23 protein-coding genes are annotated in these 17,717 nt (G+C 54.2%); 11 read left to right on the top strand and 12 right to left on the bottom strand.

Going from position 1 to position 17,717, the window contains the following annotated elements; all coding sequences use genetic code 11:
• Positions 1-2: 2 nt before the first annotated feature.
• The 3 genes from TIRI35C_RS05380 to TIRI35C_RS05370 are packed head-to-tail and all read right to left on the bottom strand — an operon-like array spanning position 3 to position 1,859.
• On the bottom strand, positions 3-230 hold the full coding sequence (locus tag TIRI35C_RS05380) for a DUF2283 domain-containing protein (protein ID WP_188202036.1): 228 nt from the start codon (positions 228-230) through the stop codon (positions 3-5).
• A complete protein-coding gene (locus tag TIRI35C_RS05375; protein ID WP_188202035.1) occupies positions 227-499 on the bottom strand; it encodes a DUF4258 domain-containing protein in 273 nt (90 codons plus the stop codon). Before TIRI35C_RS05375 ends, TIRI35C_RS05380 begins: the two co-directional genes overlap by 4 nt.
• On the bottom strand, positions 492-1,859 hold the full coding sequence (locus TIRI35C_RS05370; RefSeq protein ID WP_188202034.1) for a TldD/PmbA family protein: 1,368 nt from the start codon (positions 1,857-1,859) through the stop codon (positions 492-494). Before TIRI35C_RS05370 ends, TIRI35C_RS05375 begins: the two co-directional genes overlap by 8 nt.
• A gap of 367 nt (positions 1,860-2,226) precedes the next feature.
• Between TIRI35C_RS05370 and TIRI35C_RS05365 the strand changes: the two genes are divergently transcribed.
• The 5 genes from TIRI35C_RS05365 to TIRI35C_RS05345 all read left to right on the top strand — a co-directional run bounded on the left by TIRI35C_RS05365 (position 2,227) and on the right by TIRI35C_RS05345 (position 3,955).
• Entirely contained in the window at positions 2,227-2,598 is a 372-nt protein-coding gene (locus TIRI35C_RS05365; RefSeq protein ID WP_188202033.1) for a hypothetical protein, read from the top strand.
• An 80-nt stretch (positions 2,599-2,678) separates the two neighbouring features.
• Positions 2,679-2,912, top strand: a complete 234-nt coding sequence (locus TIRI35C_RS05360; RefSeq protein WP_188202032.1) for a hypothetical protein — start codon at positions 2,679-2,681, stop codon at positions 2,910-2,912.
• A 36-nt stretch (positions 2,913-2,948) separates the two neighbouring features.
• Positions 2,949-3,317: a hypothetical protein gene (locus TIRI35C_RS05355; RefSeq protein WP_188202031.1), complete on the top strand. Its 369-nt coding sequence runs from the start codon at positions 2,949-2,951 to the stop codon at positions 3,315-3,317.
• A 15-nt stretch (positions 3,318-3,332) separates the two neighbouring features.
• Entirely contained in the window at positions 3,333-3,575 is a 243-nt protein-coding gene (locus TIRI35C_RS05350) for a hypothetical protein (protein ID WP_188202030.1), read from the top strand.
• Positions 3,576-3,610: 35 nt separating this feature from the next.
• On the top strand, positions 3,611-3,955 hold the full coding sequence (locus TIRI35C_RS05345; RefSeq protein WP_188202029.1) for a cupin domain-containing protein: 345 nt from the start codon (positions 3,611-3,613) through the stop codon (positions 3,953-3,955).
• Positions 3,956-3,991: 36 nt separating this feature from the next.
• Here the strand turns inward: TIRI35C_RS05345 and TIRI35C_RS05340 are convergent, their stop codons facing one another.
• Positions 3,992-5,662: an oleate hydratase gene (locus TIRI35C_RS05340; protein ID WP_188202028.1), complete on the bottom strand. Its 1,671-nt coding sequence runs from the start codon at positions 5,660-5,662 to the stop codon at positions 3,992-3,994.
• A 95-nt stretch (positions 5,663-5,757) separates the two neighbouring features.
• On the opposite strand from TIRI35C_RS05340, the gene TIRI35C_RS05335 reads away from it, so the two are divergent.
• Entirely contained in the window at positions 5,758-6,453 is a 696-nt protein-coding gene (locus TIRI35C_RS05335; protein ID WP_188202027.1) for a cysteate racemase, read from the top strand.
• Here TIRI35C_RS05335 and corA read toward each other — a convergent pair.
• Positions 6,450-7,433 carry a magnesium/cobalt transporter CorA gene (gene corA, locus TIRI35C_RS05330; RefSeq protein WP_188202026.1) on the bottom strand — a complete coding sequence of 328 codons (984 nt, stop codon included), beginning with the start codon at positions 7,431-7,433 and terminating at the stop codon, positions 6,450-6,452. The genes TIRI35C_RS05335 and corA overlap by 4 nt on opposite strands.
• Positions 7,434-7,648: 215 nt before the next feature.
• Between corA and TIRI35C_RS05325 the strand changes: the two genes are divergently transcribed.
• Positions 7,649-8,842, top strand: coding sequence for a redox-regulated ATPase YchF (locus TIRI35C_RS05325; RefSeq protein ID WP_188202025.1), 1,194 nt, complete (start codon positions 7,649-7,651; stop codon positions 8,840-8,842).
• Positions 8,843-8,858: 16 nt separating this feature from the next.
• Here TIRI35C_RS05325 and cyaB read toward each other — a convergent pair whose 3' ends face one another.
• The 3 genes from cyaB to TIRI35C_RS05310 are packed head-to-tail and all read right to left on the bottom strand — an operon-like array spanning position 8,859 to position 10,388.
• Positions 8,859-9,371 (bottom strand): class IV adenylate cyclase, encoded by a 513-nt coding sequence (gene cyaB / locus TIRI35C_RS05320; RefSeq protein WP_188202024.1) that lies wholly within the window; start codon positions 9,369-9,371, stop codon positions 8,859-8,861.
• Positions 9,371-9,853, bottom strand: a complete 483-nt coding sequence (locus TIRI35C_RS05315; RefSeq protein WP_188202023.1) for an Lrp/AsnC family transcriptional regulator — start codon at positions 9,851-9,853, stop codon at positions 9,371-9,373. The genes cyaB and TIRI35C_RS05315 overlap by 1 nt, the downstream gene beginning before the upstream one ends.
• A 1-nt stretch (position 9,854) precedes the next feature.
• Entirely contained in the window at positions 9,855-10,388 is a 534-nt protein-coding gene (locus tag TIRI35C_RS05310) for a UbiX family flavin prenyltransferase (protein ID WP_188203054.1), read from the bottom strand.
• Between the two features lie 106 nt (positions 10,389-10,494).
• On the opposite strand from TIRI35C_RS05310, the gene TIRI35C_RS05305 reads away from it, so the two are divergent.
• Complete coding sequence (locus tag TIRI35C_RS05305) at positions 10,495-11,298, top strand: DNA integrity scanning protein DisA nucleotide-binding domain protein (protein WP_188203053.1); 804 nt, start codon at positions 10,495-10,497, stop codon at positions 11,296-11,298.
• A 61-nt stretch (positions 11,299-11,359) separates the two neighbouring features.
• Here the strand turns inward: TIRI35C_RS05305 and TIRI35C_RS05300 are convergent, their stop codons facing one another.
• The 4 genes from TIRI35C_RS05300 to TIRI35C_RS05285 form a co-directional block, all read right to left on the bottom strand.
• Positions 11,360-12,601 (bottom strand): sugar phosphate nucleotidyltransferase, encoded by a 1,242-nt coding sequence (locus TIRI35C_RS05300; RefSeq protein ID WP_188202022.1) that lies wholly within the window; start codon positions 12,599-12,601, stop codon positions 11,360-11,362.
• A 198-nt stretch (positions 12,602-12,799) separates the two neighbouring features.
• A complete protein-coding gene (locus TIRI35C_RS05295) occupies positions 12,800-13,057 on the bottom strand; it encodes a DNA-binding protein (protein ID WP_188202021.1) in 258 nt (85 codons plus the stop codon).
• Positions 13,058-13,066: 9 nt separating this feature from the next.
• Positions 13,067-15,043 carry a ferrous iron transport protein B gene (feoB, locus tag TIRI35C_RS05290; protein WP_188202020.1) on the bottom strand — a complete coding sequence of 659 codons (1,977 nt, stop codon included), beginning with the start codon at positions 15,041-15,043 and terminating at the stop codon, positions 13,067-13,069.
• Between the two features lie 10 nt (positions 15,044-15,053).
• A complete protein-coding gene (locus TIRI35C_RS05285; protein WP_188203052.1) occupies positions 15,054-15,281 on the bottom strand; it encodes a FeoA family protein in 228 nt (75 codons plus the stop codon).
• 221 nt (positions 15,282-15,502) lie between these two features.
• Between TIRI35C_RS05285 and TIRI35C_RS05280 the strand changes: the two genes are divergently transcribed.
• From TIRI35C_RS05280 to TIRI35C_RS05270, 3 genes are read left to right on the top strand one after another with little or no spacing between them, the layout of a single operon-like run.
• Positions 15,503-15,865, top strand: coding sequence for a DUF4870 domain-containing protein (locus TIRI35C_RS05280; RefSeq protein ID WP_188202019.1), 363 nt, complete (start codon positions 15,503-15,505; stop codon positions 15,863-15,865).
• Positions 15,866-15,902: 37 nt separating this feature from the next.
• On the top strand, positions 15,903-16,724 hold the full coding sequence (locus TIRI35C_RS05275) for a 7-cyano-7-deazaguanine synthase (RefSeq protein ID WP_188202018.1): 822 nt from the start codon (positions 15,903-15,905) through the stop codon (positions 16,722-16,724).
• A complete protein-coding gene (locus TIRI35C_RS05270) occupies positions 16,699-17,697 on the top strand; it encodes an AIR synthase family protein (RefSeq protein ID WP_188203051.1) in 999 nt (332 codons plus the stop codon). Before TIRI35C_RS05275 ends, TIRI35C_RS05270 begins: the two co-directional genes overlap by 26 nt.
• The last annotated feature ends 20 nt before the right edge of the window (positions 17,698-17,717 follow it).

Here is a 17,717-nt window from a genome sequence, read left to right as displayed (position 1 = left end):
AGTTAACCCTCCACCTCAGCAGTCTCAAACTTCAGACCGAGCTCCTTAATTCTCTTCAGCATCTCCCCGAGGAGAACTTCTCTGGCGCGCCATACCTCTATCCCCACGATGTTGCCCTTCTCATCGTAGTCAACCAGCAAATCCTCATCCAGCTCCACGGTCTCGGCGGCCTTTTCATGGGCCACCTCAATGTACAGGACATCCCCAACGGGGTCGTATCTGACCTTCATATCCCAACCCACCTGCCTCTTCTTAGGCGGTTCTCTATTTGAGCCTTTCTTGAGACCTTGTAAACGGTCACCACTTCCAGGCTTTGGCCGTAAACGTCGTAAACTATCACAGTCCACTTTCCGTTTTTCTTTATGGCTATAAAGTGTCCCGTTAGCGTATCGACTGCCCTGAGTTCGGCCTTTTCTATGGCGTCAATAACTTCCTCCGGGGTGATGTTCCTCTTTTTCATGGCTTCAATGGCATGTTCGGTGAAGTTAACCTCAGCCAATCAGTATTCCCCCGTCAAAGCGCATGTGCGGGCCGCCTGAGCTGACGAAGGCAGTCTGCCCCTTCCCGCAGAAGCCGACTTCGAGACCAAAGTCCTTGCCGACCGCTGAAATCTTCTTGAGGGCCTCAATGGCAACGCCCGTTATGGACGTGTCCCTTATCGGCTCTGCTATCTCACCGTTTCTGATGACGTAGCCCTCCTGGACACCAACCTGGAATGCTGAGTTAAGCTGGGCCTGTCCTCCTCTGAAGTCAACCACGTAGTAGCCGAACTTGATGTCCTCGATGAGCTCCTCGAAGGAGTGGTCGCCGGGCTCGAATATAGTGTTTCTCATTCTAATTATCGGTGGGTAGCGGTAGCTCTCGGCTCTGGCGTGGCCGTTTGGCTCCATGCCCCACTTGTGGGCGTATTCCCTGTTCAGCATTATCTCCTTGAGGATTCCGTTCTCGATGATGTGAATGTCCTTAACCGGGACGCCCTCGTCATCATAGCGGTCGTTCCCAAAGCCACCCTCAACGTAGCGCTCGCTCATCGTGACGTATTCAGGTGCAATCTGCTTCCCGATGAGGTCCTTGAAGGGCGAGTTTATCGTTAAGTCCGCCTCTGCAAGGTGGCCCAAAGCCTCGTGTGCTATGATTCCAACGACGATCGGGCCCGCAACGATTGGGAACTCGCCGCGCTTCGGGGCAACGCCCTTCAGCTGGCTGTGCATCTTTCTGAGGAGTCTCTCGGTGACCTTTTCGTTGGGTTCGTGCTCGGTAATGAGCTCCCAGCCGTAATCAACGGCTCCGATGCTGTCCCTCGCCATGGCGAGCTTACCATCTGCCTTTCCGGTGACGTAGGTTCCCTGGTAGAGGTAGTTGTAGTCCCACTCTATGTGCGTCCCTTCGTTGGTAAGGAGTATCTTCTCGCCGCTTCCGTCCTCGTAGCGTATCTGGACGCTCTTAACGGCGCTGTCTTCCTTGAGAAGCCCCTCCAGCTCCCTCAGGTGGGCAACCTTCTCCTCTATGTCGACGTCGCGGGGCTTGACCTTCATCCTGCTCTTCACGAAGTCTTCCACAGGCTTTATCTCGGCCAGCTGGATTTTCTCCTTCTTCGTCTGTGCGGCGGCTTTGGCTAACTTGTAGGCCTCCTCGATCTTCCTCTCAAGGTCGTTTAGATCGCTCGTCGAGGCGAACCCCCATGCTCCATCGGCCAAGACCCTTATCGCAACGCCTCTGTTCAGCTTTCCTGTAAAGCTGGTGAAAACGCCGTCTTTGAGGCCGAGCGTTGTCTTTCTTAGGTTTTCATAGCGGAGCTCTATGTACTCAGCCTTCAGATTCTCCTCCGCCCAGCGGAGGGCTTTCTCCAGCGCTTCCATGGTCACCACCGTTTCTACCTGTTCACCGATGAATCGCACGCCGGGTATAAAAGTCTTTTGAGCCTTTCGATATGGGTCGAAAGGATGATATTACTCGGTTATAAAACAAATGTATATCAACATTCATTGCTAAGTTCTTTTCCGAACGAAAGTGTTATATATGATGAGTGCAAAAAATAATGCAAGGATCCGTTGGGGGGTCGATGCAGAGGCGTGCACTGCTGGCCATGTTTGTGGTTTTGCTGTTGATCGGAGCCTACGGTGCTTGCATTGCAATCGAATGCCAATGGTGCGTGCAGAACAACTGCTTGGAACAGGGTTCCGAATGCCAAGGAGGATGGGCTCCCGGGCCGTAGGGGGAGGTACCATGAAGGCTGAAGAAACCGCCGTTATTCCATTTATCTTGATTTTTATCGGTCTGATGCTGTCGTTGCTTTGGGAAAAAGATGGCGGCTCAGTCAAGGAAAACGCAGAGCTTTCGTTTTATATCCTCCTCGCAATTCCGGTAGCGCTAGCAATGTGGAGGGCGATACATGAAGTATGGAAACACACATCCAACGCAGTAGTTTCCTGCCTGCTGGGGATTGCGGTTTTTATGGGGTTTGGCATCGCCTATGGAATCATGACGTTTGGCAGAGTTGATAAGCAGGGTCTCCTTGCGGGTCTGGTTATTGGAACGATCGCCGTTATCTCCGAATACTGGAAAAAGAAAAGCAGTGTTATCAATACCGGCAACTAATCAGACAGCTAATCAGAAAGTCTCCGGAGACGTAAAGAGACTTTCCGCACTCCCCCACGAGGAAGTGGTAGGTGTCACAAATGCAAACCAATAATGCCCATGCCGTGATCGAAACCTACCGGCGGAATTACTCCCCAAAACCGGGAGCCTTCTTAAAGCGCCTCGCGGGGTATTTTGCAGTGTTCTTAGTTATAACCCTCTACGGCCACCCTGAGACCGCACTGGAGGTTCTGATAGTCCTGCTACTGCTGGACCCGTTCATTAGCCGGGTACTGGGCGGGACAGTATCAAAAGAGGATGGTGGTCATAAATGACTCCGACAACGCTCATTCCCGGGCGGGGGTGAAAACATGGACGATGGGAGATTTTTGGCATTCCTATTCATGTTCTTTTTTGCCGGCTACATTGTTTATCTGAATGAGTTTTATTCCACTACGGAGACGCTTTTCATGGCCACTGTCACAGTGGTCCTCGTGTACCTGATTCCAGTTGCGCTGGTGAAAATTATCCAGGGAAAAGGGTACACTCTCGTCAGCGGAATATTTGCTGCCACGATCTGGGAATTCATGTTGGCAGCTCTTGCGAGAGTACTGGCATTTCCAGCGTGGGAGAGATTCCTGCTGGCGGGGGTCGGCGGAGCCCTCACAACGGCATTCCTTGCGTTTGTGCGACAAGGGAAGGAAAAACGGAATGAAAATGCCGCGAAAGTCCAAATCTGAAACGGGGTGTCACAAATGTCCGCCACAGTGAACCCGTGGATCGGGGTCTTTGTAGTCCTCGGCATCCCTCTCCTCATCTATTTATACTCCAGAAGACGAATGAGCGCCCCTAAAGCCGGTCTGATGGCAGTTGCTTTATACCTCCTCCTTGGACTGGCCCTGATAGCCCGCGGCTGGAACATCAGCCCCTGGACAATAATCCTTCCCGGCCTCTTCGTGGCCTTCTTGGACGTCCTCCAGCTCAGGCAGCGCCCTTAGCAATCTTTTTATCCTCCCGCTCCAAATCCGCATCCATGAAGGCCGAAATCAAAAACTTCATCGACAGGGGCACTTACAGAAAGCTCCCGCTCTTCGAGGGAGAACTGCCCGAAGGCTCTTACGCCCAGATAGTCGAGGTCAAGCCGGGGCAGACGGTTAAGAAGCACTACCACAAACACCAGTACGAGCTGTTCTACATAATGAGTGGCGAAGCTAAACTTGGCATCGGCGAGAGAGAATACATCGCAAAGCCCGGGGACATCTTCCTTGTCAAGCCAAAGATCGTGCACTGGGTAATCAACGAGCGGGATGAGCCGTTCAGGCTCTTCGTGGTCAAGCTGAACTACTACGGCGATGACTCAGTCTGGCTGGAGGAGTGAAGACCAAAACAACAGAAACAAGAAAAACCGGGAAAATCAGAGCTTCCCAGAGAGAAACAAAGATAAACTGTACTTCAGGAGCTCTTTTTTGTCGTCATCGACAAGCGTTTCGGCCGCCTTCAGCAGGACTGGAATCTCCTGATATGGTGTGTACGCAGGTGGAGCCTCCCTCCCGAGATCGAGGAGGGTGTAGACGCCTATCATTGCAGACTTGACGGAATACTCGACGGTGAAGACGCACTCCCCAGGTATCTCGACGTACTGGCCGAGCAGAGCTAAGTTTCCGTAGTTTTCGGGAACAACCGGAGGCCTGTCGCCTGGCTTCCTCGGCATGAAGTGGGCGGTTATGTAGGGCATCATGGCGGTTCTCACGTTTATGACGGTCTCAAGGAGCTCGTCCTTCCTGTCAAGCCAGCCGAGGTGGTAGAGGAGCTCAAGGAATATCTCTTTTCCAGTTGCCTGGCTCATCGGCTTCTTGATGTAGTCGCCGGGCTTATCTACGAAGAGCCCGTAGCCCCAGAGAACGGTCACGTCATCAGGCTGGTTCCTGAAGTGGGGCTGTCTGAATGCTACTATTGACATCAGCCAGGAGGAGTCTTTGAAGGTGACCAGTCCGCCAGTTCCTGTCCTGTTGCCCGTGAACTCCTCGAGCATTTTAAGGAACCTATCTCCCCTGAAGGTTATCGTGAAGGATTCCCACTTGGTCTTGTCTATGTCCGAGGCAAAGGCATCGGGGTTCCCTAAGGCAGGATCCTTTTCAACCAGCTTTCTCCAGAGCCTCCAGCTGTCGCCCTCGCCCCTGTTGAGAACCGGTGGATGGTTAAAGTCCCCATAGGTTGAGTTGTCCACCATCGAACCCAGTGTTATGAAGACGAGGTCCTTCGGGTTAACTTCGATTGTCCCGCCATGCTGGCCCTTGAGGTGGAGCTTGGTGACATATTTTGTGCCGTCCCTCTCCTCGATTTCCACATCGACAACCGTCGTCCCCATTATGAAGTTGACGCCCCGCTCTTGGAGCCACTTCTGGATGGGCAGGATTATCGAGTCGTACTGGTTGTATGGGGTTCTCTTAACGCCTTCTATCCTGTTCATGCCCGGAACGAGGTGCATGAAGCGCAGCATGTACCGCCTCATCTCGGCAACGCTGTGCCAGGGCTGGAAGGCGAACATCGTTGCCCAGAAGTACCAGAAGTTCGTTTCAAAGAAGTCCTTCGAGAACCACTGCTCTATCGTTATTCCTGCGAGCTTTTCCTCCGGAGTTAAGATAAGTTCGTTCATCTCGTTGAGGTGCCTCACGGTTAAGCCGTACTTCGAGAAGTCCACCTTTTTGCCCGGCGTTCCAACGAGGCGGCACTTTGATGAGCCAACGTACTCCTTATTGAACTCCACAACCTCGTCGAGTATCGTCTTCTCTGGGTCGTCGAGTGAGGGTATCGAGCCGAGAAGGTCCCATGTGGCCTCATAATGCTCCTCGAACATCCTTCCCCCTCTGAGCAGGTAGCCGTTCTCCGGGGTTCCGGAACCATCGAGACAGCCGCCGTTGACCGGAGTTTTCTCAATGATGTATATGTTCTTCCCGGGCATCTTGGCGTCCCTTATGAGGAAAACGGCTCCGGCAAGAGAGGCTATCCCGCCTCCAACGAAGTATGCCTTCCTTTCCTTAATGTCCGGGATTTTCCTTGGAGTCGTCCTCCTGTAGTTCAACATATTCCTCACCCCAACATGTCTTATAAAGACATGTTTGATATAGTCATAGTGGCCAAATTTAAAAATATTTCTCAATAAAGGTTAGTGGTGAGTGAATGACTGAGAAAACCATCGGAATCCTCGGCGGGATGGGGCCTTTAGCTACTGCCGAGCTCTTCAGGAGAATAGTGGAGAAGACACCGGCAAAGCGCGACCAGGAGCATCCAAGGGTAATCATCTACAACAATCCGAAGATACCCGACAGGACCGCGTTCATCCTTGGGAACGGAGAAGACCCAAGGCCCGAGCTCATTGAGAGCGCTAAGAAGCTCGAAAGCTGGGGTGCGGACTTCATAATAATGCCCTGCAACACCGCCCACTTCTTCGCCGAGACGATCCAGAAAGCGGTAAAGATTCCGCTCGTCAGTATGATCGAGGAAACAGCAAAATTGGTTCGAGGAATGGGGCTGAGAAAGGTGGGTCTCCTCGCCACAGATGGTACCATCAAGGGCCTCGTGTATCACAGGGCCCTTCTATCCCACGGCGTTCAAATCGCTGTGCCGGGCAGAAGAGACCAGGAGCTCGTCATGAAGGGAATCTACGAAGGTGTGAAGGCCGGGAACCTTGAGCTGGGAAGAAGGCTCCTTTTGGAGGTGGCCAAAAGGCTCGAGCGCAGGGTTGATGGAATAATAGCCGGCTGCACGGAGGTCAGCGTTGCCCTGAGACCGGAGGATTTGAAAATTCCGCTGGTAGATCCTCTCGACGTGATAGCCGAGAAGGCCCTGAAACTCGCCCTCGGGCTCGACTCCTAAATCCACCTCTTCTTCCTGAAGTACATGAGCATTCCAACCGCGATAGAGAGCATCAGCAGGAGAACGAAGGGATAGCCATACCGCCAGTAAAGTTCCGGCATGTATCGGAAGTTCATTCCGTAGAGGCCGGTTATGAAGGTTAGGGGGATGAATATCGTCGAGACGACCGTGAGGATTCTAATGATGTCGTTTGTCTTCATCGAGATGGTCGAGTAGTAAAGCTCGACGAGGCTGTTGGCGAGCTCCCGTTGCCCTTCGAGGATTTCGAGAACCTCAAGGACGTGGTCGTGGAGTTCGTCTATGAAGGGCTTGGTGTCCTCGCTGAAGAAATCCCCTCCCTCAAGCCTCAGCTTCCTGAACGCCTCCAGGAGGGGGAATATCGTGCGGCGCATGAAGAGTATCTCCCGCCGTATTCCGTGTATCCTGTGAAGGATGCCCTCGTCCACCCTCGAAAGTATCCGCGCCTCGAGCTCTTCCATCTGGGAGCTTATGCGCTCGATTATCGGTACGTAGTTTTCAACTATCGCCTCAAGAATTGCGAAGAGCAGAAAATCGGCACCGTGTTCGCGGAGGAGTCCCTCCCCCCTGCGGATGCCTTCCCGTATCGGGTCGAAAACGTCCCCAGGGGTCTCCTGGATTGTTATCACGAGGTTGCCCTTCAGGAGGATGCCCATCCTCTCCCTCTTCAGTCCACCATCTATCTCATAGACCTGGTGGAGAAGGAGAAAGAGGTAGTCCGGGAACACCATCACCCTTGCCCTGCCGTTCGCCCGCCCCAGGGTCTTCATCGGCGTTTCGTGGATCCCCAGTGCATCCCTCAGTTCGAGCACGAGGGAGACTGTATCCACGTTCACCCACACAACATCATAGCCGCTTATGGAGAGGGCCTTCTCGATGCTTTCCGCCTTTCTGCTGAGAAACTTGTCCCGTGAGTACGCGAGGACTGTTATCCTCGGCTTTTCGTCGGTTTCTGTTGTCATGTTCCCACCTCAGAAGCCACGCCCCACCTCAACCCAGCACGGTAGCAGGTAGAAGGTTCCTCTACTCCAGTATCCGCGACTCCACCACAGTTCTTTCGACTGGCAGGGACGTATATTCGCATGGGTTTTCACCAAAAGAACTGGTGCAAAGGTGGAGTTATAGTTTTCGGCCGAAACCCCTTAAAACCCTCGCGCGAAGTTAGGGCGGTGGTAGCATGGAGATAGGTGTTGTTGGAAAGCCAAACGTCGGAAAGTCAACTTTCTTCTCGGCGGCAACCCTTGTCGATGTCCAGATTGCCAATTATCCGTTCACCACCATTGATGCCAACGTCGGCGTCACCTACGCGATAGCCGAGCATCCCTGCAAAGAACTCGGCTGCACACCGAACCCCCAGAACTACGAGTACAGGGACGGAAAGGCGCTTATCCCGATAAAGATGATAGACGTTGCCGGTCTCGTTCCGGGGGCGCATGAGGGAAGAGGCTTGGGCAACAAGTTCCTCGACGACCTGAGAATGGCCTCCGCTCTGATACACGTGGTTGACGCCACCGGAAAGACAGACGCCGAGGGAAATCCTGTGGAGCACCATGACCCCGTGGAGGACATCGAGTTCCTTGAGAAGGAGATAGACTACTGGATATACGGCATTCTCCGGAAGAACTGGGAGAAGTTCGCGAAGAGGATAAAGCTCCAGCATCTCAAGCTCGCCCAGGCCATAGCCGACCAGCTGACCGGAATAGGGGTGAGCGAGGAAGATGCCTTCGAGGCCATCCACAAGCTCGGCCTCGACAACGACCCGACTAAGTGGAGCGATGAAGACCTATTCGCCTTCGTCCGCGAGCTGAGGAAGATAAACAAGCCGATTATCATAGCGGCCAACAAAGCCGATGCCGCTGCCGATGCCCAGATAGAGCGTTTGATAAGGAAGGGCAAGAGCAGGGGTTACATAGTCGTTCCAACGAGTGCAGCAGCAGAACTAACGCTGAGGAAGGCAGCTAAAGCAGGGTTCATCGACTACGTCCCCGGTTCGAGCGACTTCAAAATCCTTAAGCCGTTGAGCCCCAAGCAGGAAAAGGCCCTTGGGCTGATAAAGGAGAGAGTCCTCGATCGCTTTGGGTCCACTGGTGTTCAGGAGGTAATAAACCGGGCAACGTTTGAGCTCCTGAAGCTAGTCCCCGCCTACCCTGTGGAGGACGAGCACAAGCTCACGGACCAGTTCGGTAACGTTTTACCCCACGTCCACCTCCTTCCAAAGGGTTCAACGCCCCGCGATTTGGCCTACAAGGTGCACACCGACCTCGGGAGGACCTTTCTCTACGCAGTCAACGCGAGAACCCACAGGCGCGTTGGAGAAGACTACGAGCTGGAGTTCAACGACATCATCAAAATTGTAGCCACGGCACGCTGATTTTGATTTTGCCGTTTTATTTTTCCTCAACTTCCCTGATCAGCTCCTGGTAGAGCCTCGGCTCAACGTCATCCTCGGTGAGGCCGAGCCTTTTCGCGATTTCCCATATCCTGCGCTTGGCTTCTTCCACATTGTCAGAGATTACCTCGATGTCCAGAAAAGCTCCCAGCCCTTCTACCTCGTTCAGCTCGAAGGTAACACCCTCCAGCCGGTAAACGAGGCGGCGTTTCCTGATCCGGATATCCTCCCGGAACCCAAGGCGCTGCAGGATCTCGACGGTCCTGTCGAAGTCGGAGACCTCAACTTCAATCTCGTCGAACTCCTCGTTTCGCCCGGGGTCAGCTATGCGCTTGTAGGTTAAAAAGGACCTCCCAAGGTTCGAGATCCTTCGAACCCGAAGAAGCTCATGGGAAGGAAGGGAGAAATAGATATCCTCCTGGATCTCCTCCCGCACGAAGTCAGCACCCAGGGATTCTATGGCGGCCCTGGTCTGATTGAAGTCGATTCGAAACTTTACCTCGATTTCCATCAGACACCCACCAGAAAGCCCACAAGGCCACTGCCCTTGCCGAATTCGTCTATGGGAATGACCTCCACCCTCTTGAGCGTGGGGAGAACCTTGATGGTTTCATCGACAAAGCGGTTTAGCTTTTCGGGGCTTTCCTCACCGACGAGGGCAACGACACCATCCTTGCCGCTCCTGGCAACGGTCAGGACATTGGGGAGGAGTGAGAGCGTTTTCATTATGTGCCTGATATATCTCTCCAGGAAATCCTCGATTATGGGAGTTTCGGCCTGTATGTAAACGATCGCCAGGGCTTTCGGCTGGAGATCCTCCCCGAGGACGATTGTGTATTTGCCGATGATGCCGCGCTCCTGGAGCTTTTTAATTCTGAAATGGATGGTTGATTCCGGCCTGTTCAGTCTCTCTGCTATCTCGGAGATGGTCAGCCTGGCATCTTCCTTCAGGATGCGGAGGATTGCCCTGTCAAGGTCATCGAGCTGAACCATGTTAACTCCTCCACCGGGGATATACATCGTTCTCAATGCTAAGAAGGTCTAAGATTTTTCCAATTATAAAGTTTACCATATCGTCTAAAGTTTTGGGCTTTGTGTAAAATCCTGGGGAGGCTGGCATAATTATCCCGCCAGCTTGAGTAACGCGCACCATGTTTTGCAGATGTATCAAGTTCAACGGTGTCTCCCTGACGAGTAGGACAAGCTTTCTTCTCTCCTTTAGCGCCACGTCCGCCGCCCGGGCGATCAGATTGTCAGCATAGCCGTTTGCTATTGCCGAAAGGGTCTTCATGGAGCACGGGGCTATGACCACGGCGTCGAAGGGATGTGAGCCGGATGCTATAGGGGCAAAGAGGTCGTCATCCATGTAATCCGGCTTGAAATCCGCGCCGGTCTCGTGCCGGAGCACTGCGAGGCCCGTTTTCGAGGCAACGGTGATGACCTCGTGTCCCTTTTCCCTGAGCACCTCGATGAGCCTGAGCCCATATATCGCGCCGCTGGCCCCTGTTATCGCGACTATCACCTTCATCTCCCACACCAATGAAACTACGTGCTGCCTGTTTTAACGTTTTCTGGATGTGCCCGGGCCGGTAGATTTTTATGTTGCAGGTGGTACTCTAAAACGGTTGGTGAGCATGGGGCGGGGGATTCCTGAAGTTTTAATAAACAGCGCGATAGGAATTGTGAAAGAGCTTGGGGGCAAGGCCCTCGTCATTCTGGAAGATATCGACCCCGAGAGGCTTCGGGACGCAGGCGTTACCATAGTCATAGTCGGTTCCTCCTTCGATGTTGAGGAGGAGATGGTCAAGCGGGTCTCGATACCCCAGAACCTCGACTTGAACAACATCCTGAACCTCATATCTGCGTTTCTGATAGAACACAACATCCTCGGGGAGGGCGAGTCCTTCGTCTACGTCACCCGGGAGATGATAGGGATAAAGACCGTCAAAAAGAGCATATCCGCCATGAGGGGATTTTTTGCCCAGAACCAGAGCGTGCTCCAGCGGCTGCTTGAGATAACCATAGAACTGAGTGTGGAAGGCCGCGAGGGAACGCCCGTTGGGACGATATTCGTCATCGGCGACACCAGGCGCGTTCTCAGGCACTCCCATCAGCTCATCCCGAACCCGTTCAAGGGGCATAAGGTGAACGTACTCGACAGGAACAGTAAGGAGATAATCAAGGAGTTTGCCCAGCTGGACGGGGCGTTTATAGTCCGCGACGACGGCAGGATCGCGGCCGCCGGCCGCTACCTGGAGGTCGAGCCGAAGGTCATAGACCTCATGCTTCCACCGGGCCTGGGGAGCAGACACATAGCGGCCGCGGGGATAACGAAGCTCACCAGGGCGATGGCGATAAGCCTCTCCGAGAGCGGCACGATAAGGATATTCAAAAACGGCCTCATGCTCCTGGAGTACAACCCGCGGATAAGGTACTGAAGGAAACTTTGCTGGTGCAAAGTTTGGCCCTCCATAAAAAAGTAGAGGATTGAATGAAAAATCAGAATAGCCACTGGTTCTCTATGCACTCGTCGCACGGCGGCTTCTCGCCCGCTATGGCTTTGAACTTGGTGTAGATGCACTCCGGCAGGCCGAGCGGGCAGCGGTCCGGGGTGACGCCGGGCCTGACCTTGGTCGGGTCAAGCTTTATCTTGATGTATGCCTCGTACTCCTCAACCTTCTTCCACGGCAGCACCTTGGCTCCGTAGATAACGAGGTTATCGTAAATCTTGGCGTAGTCGCCGACGACTGCGGTCTCCTTGAGTATGACGTTCTTTCCGACGACGACGCCCTCTCCGAGGATGCTGTCCTTTATCTCGGAGCGCTCCCTAACGATGTCGTTGCCTATAAGTATGGCACGCTTGAAGTAGGCCCTGTCCTCGACAACGGTGTTCGGACCTATATACGTGTAGGCCTTTATCTTGACGCCGTGGCCTATCTTAACCCCCTCGTCGATGTAAACCGGCCCCTGTATCTCAACGTCCTCTGGGACTTCGGCACCCTCTTTGATGACAAAATAGCCGTTCTCCTTGGCTATCTCATCCATCGCAACCTGGTGGGCGTAGAAGAGGTCGTCCGGGGTCCCGAGGTCGATCCAGTGGTACTCGCGCGGTATTTTGTGGGCGTAAACAAGTCCCCTGGCCACGTACTTCGGGAGAACCTCGCGCTCGAAGTAGACCTCCTTATTCTTCGGAATCTCCTCCAGGACCTTCTTGTTAACCATGTAGATGCCCGCATCGACGAGGTTGGTGCGGGGCCTGTGGGGCTTCTCCTCGAAGTGGGTGACCTGGTTTCCATCGTCCAGCTCGACGACTCCGTACTTCTCCGGGTCATAGACCTTGGTAACCGCAACTGTTATGAGGCCGTCGTTCTCTTTGTGGGCCTTAATGAGCTCCCTGAAGTCGAAGTTCGTGAAAACGTCACCGTAGATGACCAGAAAGTCGCCATCCACGTAATCCTCCACGTTCTTGAGCGCTCCGCCGGTCTCGAGCGGCATCGGGTCATTAACGAACCGTATCGTTTTGGGGTAGTCGGCCATCTTTTCGTCGATGAATTCCCTTATCTCTCCCCTCATGTAGTGGACGGACAGGATTATCTCATCGATCTCCTGGATTTTCTCCAGGCTCTCAAGGAGGTACTGAAGGTTTGGCTTGCCAAGAACCGGGATCATGGGCTTGGGTCTGGTCGATGAGAGCGGCCTTAACCTCGTTCCAAAACCGCCGGCAAGAATAACTGCCTTCATGGTATCACCATTTACCCTTTCAACAAAGGGTTTTATATGTTTTACGGCCATAAAATATATAACCGGCGGTGGCAGGTTTAACTGGCGGTGAAAAGTTCAAAAAATTCGAGTTTAAGCCTTCACAGGAGTGTTTTGTCCCAAAAATCGGGGTTTAACCGCGGAAAAAGATAAGTTTTTTGTAAAGGCCCCATCACGGTTTCAATGCCCGTCCTTCCGGCCGAGCCTGAAATCTGAGAGCTGATATACCTTCCCCTTAAAGCGAAAGCAGGCGCCGGGGCAAACGCTCTTAAGAGGGCAGGTGGCGCAGGAGTCGCCCGCTTCCACCTGCTCCAGGTAGCCGAGGTCGGCCAGCACCTCCATGGCGCCGACGACCTCGTCCCTCGGAACGTCCAGCTCCCGGGCTATCTCGTCTATGCTCCTTCCTTCCTCCAGCAGTTCTAGGATCCTCTCCAGCATTCTAACACCTCAGTAGCCCAGCGCCGTCCCCACGTTCCATATCAGGATCCCAACGAGCGACGCGAGGCCGATCATGTAAACCACCGTGAAGGCGGCCCATTTCCAGTTGCTCTCTGCCCTTATTGCCCCTATCGTGGCTATGCACGGGACGTAGAGGGTGGTGACCATGCCAAGCACGTAGGCCTGGAGCGGTGTCATTGCTCCCACTATGGCCTCCTCGCTTCCGTAGATTATTCCGTAGGTTGAGATGACGTTCTCCTTGGCGATTATCCCGAACAGCAGACTTACAGCTGCCTTCCAGTCAAGGCCCATGAGATGCATGTACGGCTCGAAAAACATGCCAAGCCTCTCCGCGTAGCTTCCTCCGGTGCCCATCCCCACGGGATAGCTGCTGAGGTACCAGATGGCCATCGAGCCGAGCAGGATTATGGTTCCCGCCTTCTTTATGAACTCCTTGCTCCGCTCCCACGAGTGGAGCGTCACCGTCTTCCACGACGGGATGAGGTACTCCGGCAGCTCGATGATGAACGGACTCTCTTCGCCCCTGATAACGAATCTGCTCAGGAGCCAGGCCACGAGGAGGGCAAGCAGCACTGCAGTGGCGTAGATGCTCACCGCGACGAGCGCCTGGTGGCTGGCAAAGAAAGCCCCAGCCAGGAAGCTTATGACGCTCAGCCTGGCGCTGCAGGGTATCAACGGGTTGACGAGCATGGTCAGCAACCTGTCCCTCTCGTCATCGAGCGTTCTGGTGGCCATCACTGCCGGGACGTTGCATCCGAAGGCGAGCACCAGCGGGATGAAGCTCTTGCCCGGCAGGCCGAACTTCCGCATTATGCGCTCCATGACCACGGCCGCCCTGGCCATGTATCCAACGTCCTCGAGGATGGAGAGGGCCAGGAAGAGAAGGAAGACGAGCGGGAAGAAGCTGAGCACGGAACCAACACCCGCTATGATTCCATCGACCAGGAGTCCCCTCAGAGCCTCGTTTGTTATATGCGGCGCGAGCCATTCTCCGAAAGCCGTGAAAGCATCGTCGAGGTATCCCTGGAGGGGCAGCCCGACGGCAAACACGAATTTAAACATGAGGTAGAAGACACCGAAGAGCACGAGGAGGCCGTAGACGGGGTGGGTGAGGAACCTGTCGAGCTGGTCGCTGAAGCTCTCGCCTTCCACCTTTGTGTACCTCACAAAGCGGTGCATGAGCCTGTCGATGAACTCGTACTTCTGGCTGGCGATTATAAGGTCCATCGCGCGCTTGTAGCGCTCCTCAACCTCCGCTATGTGCCCCATGATCTCATCGAGCTTCTCACTCCCAAGGTGCCGGAGGACGAGCTTTATGACCCCATCATCGCGCTGAAGGAGTTTTATCGCAAGCCAGCGTAGGTTGTAATCCTCTCCCAGTTCTGTGCCCCTGAGAACCGCGGTTATGTGCTCTATCTCCCTCTCGACCTCCGGGTCGTACCGGGGGATCACGGGCCTCTCCTTCAGCATCCCGTTGGCCATCTGGTGTATCTTCTCCTTCAGCTCGTCGAGACCGGCGCCCTCCTTTGCGCTCATCGCCACGACCGGAACGCCGAGAACCTCCTCCATCCTCTTCACGTTTATCTCGATACCGTGCTTCTCGGCCAGGTCTACCTTGTTGAGGGCTATGATAACGTTGTTGAGGCCCATCTCCAGTATCTCCATGGTAAGGAAGAGGTTCCTCATGAGAGCCGTTGCGTCGATGACGTTCACGACCACGTCGGCGCTCCCCTTCAGGAGGAAGTCCCTCGCGACGAGTTCGTCGATGGAGTGGGCCGTGAGGGAGTACGTGCCGGGGAGATCAACTACGAGAAACTTCTGGCCCTTGTACTCCAGGATTCCCTCCTTTTTCTCGACCGTGACGCCGGGCCAGTTGCCGACGTGCTGCCTCAGCCCGGTCAGTGCGTTGAATATGGTTGTTTTTCCGACGTTGGGGTTTCCTGCCAGTGCAATGACCTTCATCATGACGGCCACCTCACAGTTTCCGTATCATGACCTTCGCCGCCATTCCCCTGCCGATGGCGAAGCGCACGCCGCCGACGGAGATGATTATCGGGCCGTACTGGTGGGACTCGATTATTTGAACCGTCGCTCCGGGGGTGAGGCCCATGCCCACAAGCCGCTGCCTCGCGGTGGGGCCGCCGAGGATGTTCACCACAATCCCCTTGTCCCCGGGTCTGAGTGCGTTTAAAGGTACAATCATGAGCATCACCGTTAGGCTTTCCTAATTCGATATTCCAATCCCTCGATGACCTTAAAAAGCTTTGGTGAGCCTAACAAAATCAGAGAGTTCGAAATCAGAAATCCACGGGTTCCGAGACGCTCCAGAAAGGTGTTCCCGGAGGATACGAAATTTAAAACTTCGGAAAGGTATTTAAGGGATTGTGGAGAATACAAGGAGTTGAATTTCGGAGGTGTGTTATCATGGAGGAGACTCCGCCCGAAGAACCCAAGAAGACGTCCCTCGGCATGGATGAGAACCTTGAGGGGCTGCTTGCCTATCTCGCCTGGTGGATTACAGGGATAATATTCCTGGTGCTTGAGAAGGAGAGCGATTTCGTCCGTTTCCATGCGATGCAGTCGACGATAACCTTCATAGGCATCACTGTGCTCCAGGTGATCCTCAGCCTCATCCCGTACATAGGGGGCATCCTCGCCTGGCTCCTGGGAATCATAGGCTTTGTCCTCTGGATCCTCGGCATGGTGAAGGCCTACCAGGGCGAACGCTACAAGTTCCCGGTCGTCGGCAACCTGGCCGAGGAGTGGATGGGAAAGGTCAACGTCTGAGGCTTAGCTTTTTAAGCCTCCTTTTTTACCTCACCCCATGAGGGACATCGAGAGCGTTGTTGAGGAGATAGCGAGATTCTCCGGGGAACACGGGCTTTATGAAAAACGCATACTCGTCATGTTCTCTGGCGGAAAGGACAGTTCACTGGCCCTCCACATCCTCAAGGAGGCAGATCTTAACGTATCGGCGCTAACCTTCTTCCACCGCTGGAGCTGGAGGGAAACGCTCAACTGGGCGATGGGCTTTACCAAAAAACTCGGGGTTGAACACCACCTCGTTGATGTTACCGACGGGCTTCTTCGCGAGGCAGCCGGAAGAAAGGGGCCGATCTGCATCAACTGCAAGAAGGTCATGCTCTGGAACGCCAAGTGGTTCGCCATCAACAACGGCTTTGACATCCTTGCCAAGGGGGACAACGCCAACGATAAGATAATAGGTGCCCTGCTGGATCAGTGCGAGGGAGATATAAGGCTCTGCGGACTTCCGAGGATAGGGATTCCCTTCTTCAGACCTCTGATTAAATACACGGCCGAGGATGTTGAAGCCCTTGCAGAAGAGGCCGGAATAAGACCCTACCGCATGTACGAGCACTCGCGGAGAAGGCAGTGGAGGGAGGGCTGTCCGCTCCAGTACATTGACCGCGAGGAGATAGTGACAGAAAAGCTCATGGACTTGGCCTATCGGGTCAACTACGAGGTGAGCAAGATTGCGAGGAAGCGTAAAGTCCGCGTAAGCGTCAGGGTTCCCAGCTTCGAGGTCATGTGCTGGGACTGCGACGGGGAAACCCTTCGGGAGGTGGGGGAGATTATCTCGAAGTTTGGAGGGGATGAAAGTGGAACTTCCGCTCGGAAAACTTAGAAACGACCTCCTAAGGGACGTTGTGTTCCCCAACCTGGGAGTAGAGGACATGAGGGTGGTGTATGGACCCAGGGAGGGTTTTGACTCGGCGGTCCTCGAATACGACCACGACCACTATCTGGTGGTTGCCACGGACCCTGTTCTGGGCGTTCCGGAGGAGACCTTCGGGTTCTTTGCATACCACTTCGCGGCAAGCGATGTTGCGGTTTTCGGGGCGAGGCCGATGTGGCTGGTGGTTGATATCCTCCTCCCGCCCGGAAGCGAGAAGGGTTTTCTCGAAAAGGCTATGCGCGACTTAAACACGGAATGCTGGAAGTACGGGAGTTCGATAATAGGCGGCCACACGGGCGTTTATCCGAGTGTGGCTGAGCCAACCGCTACCACCACCGCGATGGGGCTCGTTAGGAAGGACGGGCTGAAGCTCCCTCTTGCTAAACCCGGCGACAGAATAGTCGTGACCGGTAAGGTTGGCCTTGAGTTCGCGGTCTCGGCTTCCTATTTCCGCGAGAGGGAGCTTAGAAAGCTCCTGTCCTTCAGGGAGATAGCCAGACTCAAAAAGTCCTTCAGGTTTGAAACCGTTGTTCCTGAGGCCCTCACTGCAAAGCCCTTTGTGAGGGGCATGCACGATGCAACTGAAGGCGGACTAACTGCCCTCCACGAGATAGCCGACAACTCTGGGCTTGGGTTCAGGGTATATGCCGAGAAGCTCCGGCTCGACCCTCTCGTGGAGAGGGTCCTCGATTTCTACGGGATCGAACCATGGAGCGTCTCCTCAACAGGCACGCTGATAGCGATAGCCCCACCAGAAAAATCCAATTCCCTAATTGCAGAATTACAGAAAAACGGAATTATTGCATTTGAACTCGGTGAGTTCACCGCCGATAGGAAACGTATCCTAATCGAAAACGGGGAAGAGAAGGAGTTTCCAACGTTCAAGGGCGACCCCTACGTGGAGCTGTACGGCAAAGGATAAATACCGGAAGGGTGTATTAC

This window comes from Thermococcus camini (assembly GCF_904067545.1).
Taxonomy (GTDB): Archaea; Methanobacteriota_B; Thermococci; order Thermococcales; family Thermococcaceae; genus Thermococcus; species Thermococcus camini.
The sequence above is the reverse complement of the archived record's forward strand: the minus strand, read 5'-3'. Positions and strand labels throughout refer to the sequence as shown.